Genomic DNA, 7292 nt, shown 5'->3' with positions numbered 1-7292 from the left:
GCGTTTTGCTTTGTCGATGTTTTCCATTTCCTCATTCTCTCAGGAGTTGAGGTCTCCGGAAAACCCGGTGCGCTTCAATCTGCAGACCTTGCAAAACGCGAGTGGCATCGAGGCCGACGCGACCACGCGCCTGTGGGAACTCTGGTACCAGCAGACGCTGCTGGGCGGCAAGATGGATGTGAAGGTCGGTCAGCAAAGCCTCGACCAGGAGTTTATGGTGAGCCAGCATGCGACGCCGTTCATGAACGCGACGTTTGGCTGGCCGGTGCTTCCGTCCGTGGACATGCCGGCAGGCGGGCCGGCATATCCGCTGTCGTCGCTCGGCGTGCGTGTGCGTGCCAAGACGTCTGATGCGGTGACCGTGCTCGCAGGGGTGTTCGACGGCAATCCGGCGCCCGGCGTAGGCGACCCCCAGAAGCTGAACGCCCACGGAACGAATTTCGGCCTTGGCAACGGCGCACTGTTCATAGGTGAGGTGCAGTATGCAATCAACCAGCCGTCTGAGACCTCCGCCGACCCGAAGCCCGCCGGTCTGCCCGGCACGTACAAACTGGGCGTCTGGTACAACAACAATCATCTCACCGACCAGCGGTTCGACAACACCGGCTTTTCGCTTGCGAATCCGGCAAGCACGGGCATTCCGCAGAGTCATAAGGGAAACTACAGCTTCTACGCCGTCGCCGACCAGATGGTCTGGCGACCGTCCGCAGACAGCCCGCAGTCGGTCAATGTGTTCGCGCGAATCATGGGCGCTCCCGGCGACCGCAATCTCGTTGACCTGGGCGTGAACGCTGGAGTGACGCTCAAGGCGCCGTTCAAGGGGCGGGACAACGACGTGGTCGGACTGGCAGTCGGCTACGCGAAGATTGGTTCACACGCACAAGAGCTGGCCAGCGATACGGCCGCCACGACACCAGGCTTTCCATCACGCAGCGCGGAGACGGTTATCGAGGCGACCTATCAGTATCAGGTCACCCCATGGTGGATGATGCAGGCCGATGCGCAGTATTTTTTGCGTCCATCGGGAGGCATTCCGCAGCCGGATAACGCGACGACGCGCATCGGCAACGAGTTCGTTCTTGGCGTACGAACAAACATCGTGTTCTGAGCCGCGTGCGATTATGGAAGTCACTGACTCATGACAGGTGTTGCAGCCGGTCATCCACCTCGGGTAAAGCGGGTGCGCGCGGGCGCCGGACCGCTCGCGCGGTTAGTGAGTCGAGTGTCCAGTTTGAACGTCTGAGCATCCCTGGGTCCGTTATGCGTGGTCCGTTCGCCACTGCGGTTCGGTCACCCTTGGCTTGCAATGCGCGCTGAGTTGATTGCAGGAAAATGTCGAGCCGTAGCCATTTGCCGACGACCATCCGTTACTACCGCCTGTGGAGTATCAAGTGCGACAGACTAAAGTGGCGCAAGACAACAAAATGAGCAACGAGCGCGACAATGCTGTTGAGGCCGTGAGCTTCGGTCAAGCGCTGTGGTATTGGCTCAAGCTCGGCTTTATCAGCTTCGGAGGGCCAGCGGGTCAGATTGCCATCATGCACCAGGACCTAGTGGAGCGGAAACGCTGGATTTCCGAGAAGCGATTCCTGCACGCATTGAACTATTGCATGGTGCTTCCTGGACCCGAGGCGCAGCAACTCGCTACCTACATCGGTTGGCTAATGCATCGGACGTGGGGTGGTGTAATCGCAGGCGGCCTCTTTGTACTACCGTCGCTTTTCATACTGATAGGGCTGTCTTGGGTCTATATGGCGTTCGGCGGTGTCCCAGCCGTTGCAGGCGTGCTTTACGGCATCAAGCCAGCGGTCACCGCCATTGTCGTCTTCGCGGCGTACAGAATTGGCTCTCGCGCATTGAAGAACGCCTGGCTGTGGTCAATTGCAGCGGCGGCATTCCTCGCCATCTTTGTAGCCAATGTTCCGTTCCCTCTCATCGTTTTGGTGGCCGGCATCATAGGTCACTTTGGAGGTAAGTTCGCTCCAACCAGATTCGCGGTCGGCGGCGGACACAAGTCGGGCGACAAGGCGTTTGGCCCCGCACTCATTGACGACGACACGCCAACGCCTCGACACGCGCTCTTCACATGGAAGCGATTCGCCTTCGTGCTTGCGGTTTTCCTGCTGATATGGCTCGCGGCCATCGCGGCGCTTTCGCTGGTGTACGGCTGGAGGGGAACGCTTACGCAGATGGCTTGGTTCTTCACGAAAGCCGCGTTGCTCACTTTCGGGGGCGCGTATGCGGTGTTGCCGTATGTGAACCAAGGCGCCGTCGATAACTACCATTGGCTTACCGGGTTGCAAATGATAGATGGCCTGGCGCTCGGAGAAACGACGCCTGGACCACTCATCATGGTCGTTTCCTTCGTCGGGTTCGTAGGTGGCTGGACCAAGGCTGTGTTCGGAGCGGACGCAGTTCTCGCCTCGGCTGTCGCCGCATCCGTCGTCGTGACGTTCTTTACATTCCTGCCGTCTTTTCTGTTCATTCTGCTCGGCGGTCCCTTCATCGAAACGACTCACGGCAATCTCAAATTTACTGCGCCGTTGACTGCCATCACTTCGGCCGTGGTCGGCGTCATCGTGAACCTCGCCGTTTTTTTCGCGATTCACGTGTTGTGGCCACATGGTATGCAAGGCGGATTCAAATGGCCGTCGCTGTTAATCGGTCTGGTCGCCGGTATTGCGCTGTTCCGGTTCAACGTCGGGGTAATACCGGTCGTGCTCGCTTCTGGTGTAGTCGGACTCGCACTTCGACTGTTTGTCTCCTGAGGTGCTTCGCACCTGCATCAGTCACGGATGATGCCTAAGCTACGACACGTAAGACGGCATTGTCCGTTTCTGAATGGCCGACGCGTCAATGGGTATGTCGGTGGTGAATATCAGGGAAATGCGCGTGCGTATGGGTAATCGGCGCATGCTGATGGGGGTGCGTATGCGGTTCCTCCCCCGTCCCACTCAAAGTCGTGCGTATGTTGATGGTGCTCGTCGTGCCGATGTCGATGGTTATGGTCCAGAACCTCGTGAGTGTGCGGATGCTCGTGCCGCTCACGGAAATGGAGCCAGATTCCCAAAGCCATGAGCACAGCCGCAATCCAGAAAGACAGTGATGGCACCTCGGGCCAGAGGATTAGTGACAAGGCAACGCCGAATATCGGGGCGACGGAAAAGTACGCGCCGGTTCGGGCGGTGCCGAGATTTCGCAGGGCGACAACAAAAAGAACCAGGCTGACGCCGTAGCCAACGAAGCCTGTGACCATCGCAGCCGCTATCTTCTCAACGGCGGGCAGATGGGCGCCGAGAACCAGCGCCATGCAAAGGTTGACTGAGCCAGCGACAAGACCCTTCAGGCAAGCAATGACCATCGCGTCGTTCGCCGACACTTTCCGCGTCAGATTGTTATCGACAGCCCACGCACCGCAGGCTGCTGCCACGAGAAGCGCGCCAAGGGAGAGACCAGCGGCGCCCGGCTGCCACGAAAGCACAACGCCGCCCAGCACTATCCCGACCATCCCTAGAAATATCTGCAGGTCTACATTTTCTCGAAATAGCACCCAAGCGATGACCGCCGTGAAAACGCCTTCGAGGTTCAATAGCAGGGAACTGGTTGCAGCAGAAGTCGAGCTGAGGCCGAGCATGAGCAGTGCAGGCCCGGCTACCCCGCCCGCTGCGATTGCCCCGAAAAGCCACGGCACTTCAGCAACCTGAATTCGGCTTTCGTTTTGTCTATCGCCGGAGGTGCGCCGAAGACGTCGGACGAGAATTCCCACGGCGAGTCCCACACCGCTACCAAGGTAGAACAAGCCCGCGACCATGAATGGTGAAAGGGACCCAAGCAGAGTCTTAGCGAGAGGCGTCGTTGCGCCGAACAATGCGGCTGCGAGCAGCGCGGTGAATGCGGCGTTGTGACTTGCGTTCATGGATTGACGGGCTACAAACATTTGTCGAGTTTGAGAAGTATCCGGCGAAATCCGCCGGAACGGAGAAGTTCGTGTGCAAACGCATACCCCCACCCCCTATGATACACTTGAGCGATTACATACCCCACAGGGGTATCCGGAGAGCGCAATGAGTCATACGGTTCAGGGAAAACAAAAACTTCTTAACAGGATTCGCCGTATCAAGGGGCAGGTCGAAGCCATCGAGCGCGCCCTTGAGGAAGAGCACGGTTGCTCGGACGTTTTGCAGCGAATTACGAGTTGCCGCGGGGCGATGAATGGCCTGCTGGCTGTCGTGCTGGAAGACCACATCAGAAACCACCTTGTCGATGCAGATAACGGTGAGGACCACGGTGGCAGCGCAACGGAACAACTCATCGAAGTTGTTCACAGCTATTTCAAATAGAGTCAGGAAATGAGTGATTTCGACAACGCCGCGTTCGGCGCGGGACATGACCACATCTTTCTGGGTGCCGGTCATGAAAAGAACGAGCGCAAGACATGGGCTGTGATTGCCCTGTGCAGCGCGATGATGCTGATTGAAATTGTTGGCGGCAGTATGTTCGGCTCGCTTGCGCTTGTCGCCGACGGCCTGCATATGTTGACGCATGCTGGAGCAATGCTGATTGCAGCGCTGGCGTACACCTACGCGCGCAGGCACGCCACCGACTCCCGCTTCGTGTTCGGTACCGGCAAGCTCGGTGACCTTGCAGGGTTCACGAGTGCCATTGTGCTTGCGATGATTGCTTTGCTAATTGGATACGAGGCGGTATCGCGTTTTCTGTCGCCGGTGCACATTCACTTCGGCGAAGCGATTCCTATCGCTGTGGTCGGCTTGCTAGTCAATCTCGCAAGCGTGTGGCTGCTAAGCGGCGGCGACCACGGACACAGCCATGGTCATAGTCACGGCCACAGTCATGGTCACGACGACCATGCTCACGAAGACGCGGCGCACAAGATTTTCGCGCCCTCCGGTGTGTTTGCCGTTTCCATCTTCGAGGATGGAGTGCCGTCCGTTTTCCGGATTGCGCCGGCGACGGGTGGTTCAAGGCTGGACGCTTCTGGAACGTCCGTCACTACAGTCCGACCCGACGGGACGCGACAGGTATTCGCGCTGGCTGACCGTGGCGACTATCTGGAATCGAAGAAATACATTCCTGAGCCGCACACCTTCAAAGCCATCGTGCGAATGCCGGAAGGCGAGCACGAAGTCGAATTTGAAGAACATGAGCACCACGACGACGCGCATGAGGCAGCGACCCGAGACCACAACATCCGGTCGGCCTACATTCACGTGATGGCTGATGCGGCGGTCTCCGTGCTGGCTATCATCGGGCTGGTGCTGGCGCGCGCGTTCGGCTGGTTATGGATGGACCCCCTGGCCGGCGTGATTGGTGCGCTCGTGATTGCCAACTGGTCGTACGGCTTGATGCGGGACACCGGTGCAATTCTTCTCGACATGAATCCCGACCGGCGCATGGCAGAGAATGTCCGTGCTGCTATCGAGGACCGTGGCGACAAGGTTATTGACCTGCATGTCTGGCGGGTGGGACCTGGCCACGTGAGCGCAGTGGTGTCGGTCATGACGAACGAGCCGCGACGGACTCCCAGCTTTTATCACTCGGCGCTGGAGCGATTCAAAGGACTGTCGCATGTAACAGTCGAGGTCAATCATATTGGCGCGGTAGCCTGAGCGAAAGTCAGGTTCGACAATTCATGCTCACAGCGCGGCTTGAACGACTGCTAAAACCCTTAGACTGAACCAACGACACGAGACGTCACGAAGCGTCTACGAGTTTCTGGACTGCTAGCGAACAAGTGAACGCCTCCACGAACTACTTCACCGCCAAGAGATAAGTCTCGCAACGGTGGTAGATTTCTCGGGTCGTTGCAGACGAGAAGTCCAGCCGCAGATTGCTGTCGAAGATGGAAGCTAAAGCGCTGCCGCTTAGCGTGAGGCCCGTCTCCTGTTCGATGCACTTTGCAATCGAGAGTGCTCGACTTGTCAACATAACACGCGCTACAACATCTTCGTCGCGCTGTATCGCCTTGGACCAGTAGGCGGAAGACTCGACAGTATTCTCTGTTGACATCCAGCGGCCGGCGGCGAATCTGGTCGCAAGGTGTGAGATGACCAAAAAGGTCAGCATTTCTGACTGCCCTCGCAAATCGCCGCTAACGGGAAATGTCATATAGGTGCGCGGAAAGGCGTGGTCATGATAACGTCTATTGTAGGGCGCGATAGGCCGAGTTCAAGTCGTCACGGGAGCCGAGCCTGTCAGCCGCGAGGTCACGACACATGCGCGCCAGTATTGCTGGTTCCGCACGCGGCGCGTGGTGGCGGGAGAGTGCGGGGTTACGGCACACGATTGGTACCATTGAGCCGTCGCAAGAGTTTTGCAATCAAGAATGGGTCGATGACCGGGATGGATATCTTTTTTCACTCGTCGAGTTTCGAGCAGAACGTCAAAAAGGGCCAACTGGGCCTGCTTGGCTTCAACAGCGATAAGATTGTCGAGCTCTCACACCGACTTCCAAAACGTATATGGATATTCAGGACGCCGCGCGGCATGAAGGGCTCGATACAGCTCATTGCGTCGCTTCTTGTTAGCGATGAGCCGACTGTTGCCGTCGTCAATGAGCACCAGCATGTTCTCTTCTACGATGTCTTCTCGCCTGAATCGGTGATGTACGCGGATTCATCGACGCCCGCACGCATAGAAGAAGTCTCCGCCTACTTCCAGTATCGATGGCACGCTGCCTTCAGCGCTGCGTTCAAGGGGGACGCCGCGCTGCAACCGTTGGAAACAAACGTGGTGCAGGGATTGGAGGCGTTGGTTGCAGATTGGGAACGGATACAGCTGCTCGAGCGTGTGAAGGACAGGAAGCTTGTTCAACCAATCAATCCGTTTGCGCCATCGCGCTAGTCGCCCTACCCGATGGCTGCGCGGAAAAAATGCCCGCCGCGCGCGGCGGGCGAAACGATGAATGCGCTCCATGCAAGAACGCATTCCGAATATATAGCCGTTCTCGGCTGCGAAAAAGATGGAACGGTGAAACGGTGTTTTTCGACAGTGAAGCACGGATAGCAGTTCGCACTCGAAAGCGTCCCTTGAAGGGACACGCAGCGTAAGTCAGAGACTAGAAGCGCGTTGAATTCATCGATGCTTGCGCAACTTAGCGCTTAGATGCTTGCTGGTAGGGCGCGATTCTATGCGGTGTTGCCGTACAAGCAAGTAGACGTGGCTAACACAAAATCGAAAGACACTCACATGAGAAATCGGCCTCTTTTGAATTCTCAGTGGGTGGTTTGGCGGGTCAAGGGCGAGCGTAAGGTCCGCGCAGCGAACCCTTGAGG

Annotated in this window: 6 protein-coding genes and 1 pseudogene; 5 read left to right on the top strand and 2 right to left on the bottom strand. The window is 57.7% G+C overall.

Annotated features, from left to right (window positions below; all coding sequences use genetic code 11):
- Both AB6804_RS31200 and chrA read left to right on the top strand, forming a co-directional pair.
- Positions 1–1108: carbohydrate porin (locus tag AB6804_RS31200; RefSeq protein WP_370889740.1), on the top strand; the 1108-nt coding region annotated here is incomplete at its 5' end.
- Between the two features lie 316 nt (positions 1109–1424).
- The gene (gene chrA, locus AB6804_RS31195) at positions 1425–2768 is read left to right on the top strand and encodes a chromate efflux transporter (protein WP_370889741.1); all 1344 of its coding nucleotides are present in this window, start codon (positions 1425–1427) and stop codon (positions 2766–2768) included.
- Between the two features lie 85 nt (positions 2769–2853).
- On the opposite strand, the pseudogene AB6804_RS31190 reads toward chrA, so the two are convergent.
- A pseudogene (locus AB6804_RS31190) lies at positions 2854–3916 on the bottom strand (DMT family transporter).
- A gap of 148 nt (positions 3917–4064) precedes the next feature.
- Between AB6804_RS31190 and AB6804_RS31185 the strand changes: the two are divergent.
- Positions 4065–4340, top strand: a complete 276-nt coding sequence (locus AB6804_RS31185) for a metal/formaldehyde-sensitive transcriptional repressor (RefSeq protein WP_370889739.1) — start codon at positions 4065–4067, stop codon at positions 4338–4340.
- 9 nt (positions 4341–4349) lie between these two features.
- Positions 4350–5627: a CDF family Co(II)/Ni(II) efflux transporter DmeF gene (gene dmeF, locus AB6804_RS31180; RefSeq protein WP_370889738.1), complete on the top strand. Its 1278-nt coding sequence runs from the start codon at positions 4350–4352 to the stop codon at positions 5625–5627.
- Between the two features lie 142 nt (positions 5628–5769).
- On the opposite strand, the gene AB6804_RS31175 is transcribed toward dmeF, so the two are convergent.
- Complete coding sequence (locus AB6804_RS31175; protein WP_370889737.1) at positions 5770–6084, bottom strand: hypothetical protein; 315 nt, start codon at positions 6082–6084, stop codon at positions 5770–5772.
- Between the two features lie 228 nt (positions 6085–6312).
- On the opposite strand from AB6804_RS31175, the gene AB6804_RS31170 reads away from it, so the two are divergent.
- Positions 6313–6861 carry a hypothetical protein gene (locus tag AB6804_RS31170; RefSeq protein WP_370889736.1) on the top strand — a complete coding sequence of 183 codons (549 nt, stop codon included), beginning with the start codon at positions 6313–6315 and terminating at the stop codon, positions 6859–6861.
- Positions 6862–7292 lie beyond the last annotated feature (431 nt).

Origin of the sequence: Caballeronia sp. RCC_10, from assembly GCF_041360715.1 — a bacterium.
GTDB lineage: Bacteria > Pseudomonadota > Gammaproteobacteria > Burkholderiales > Burkholderiaceae > Caballeronia > Caballeronia grimmiae.
The sequence above is the reverse complement of the archived record's forward strand: the minus strand, read 5'-3'. Positions and strand labels throughout refer to the sequence as shown.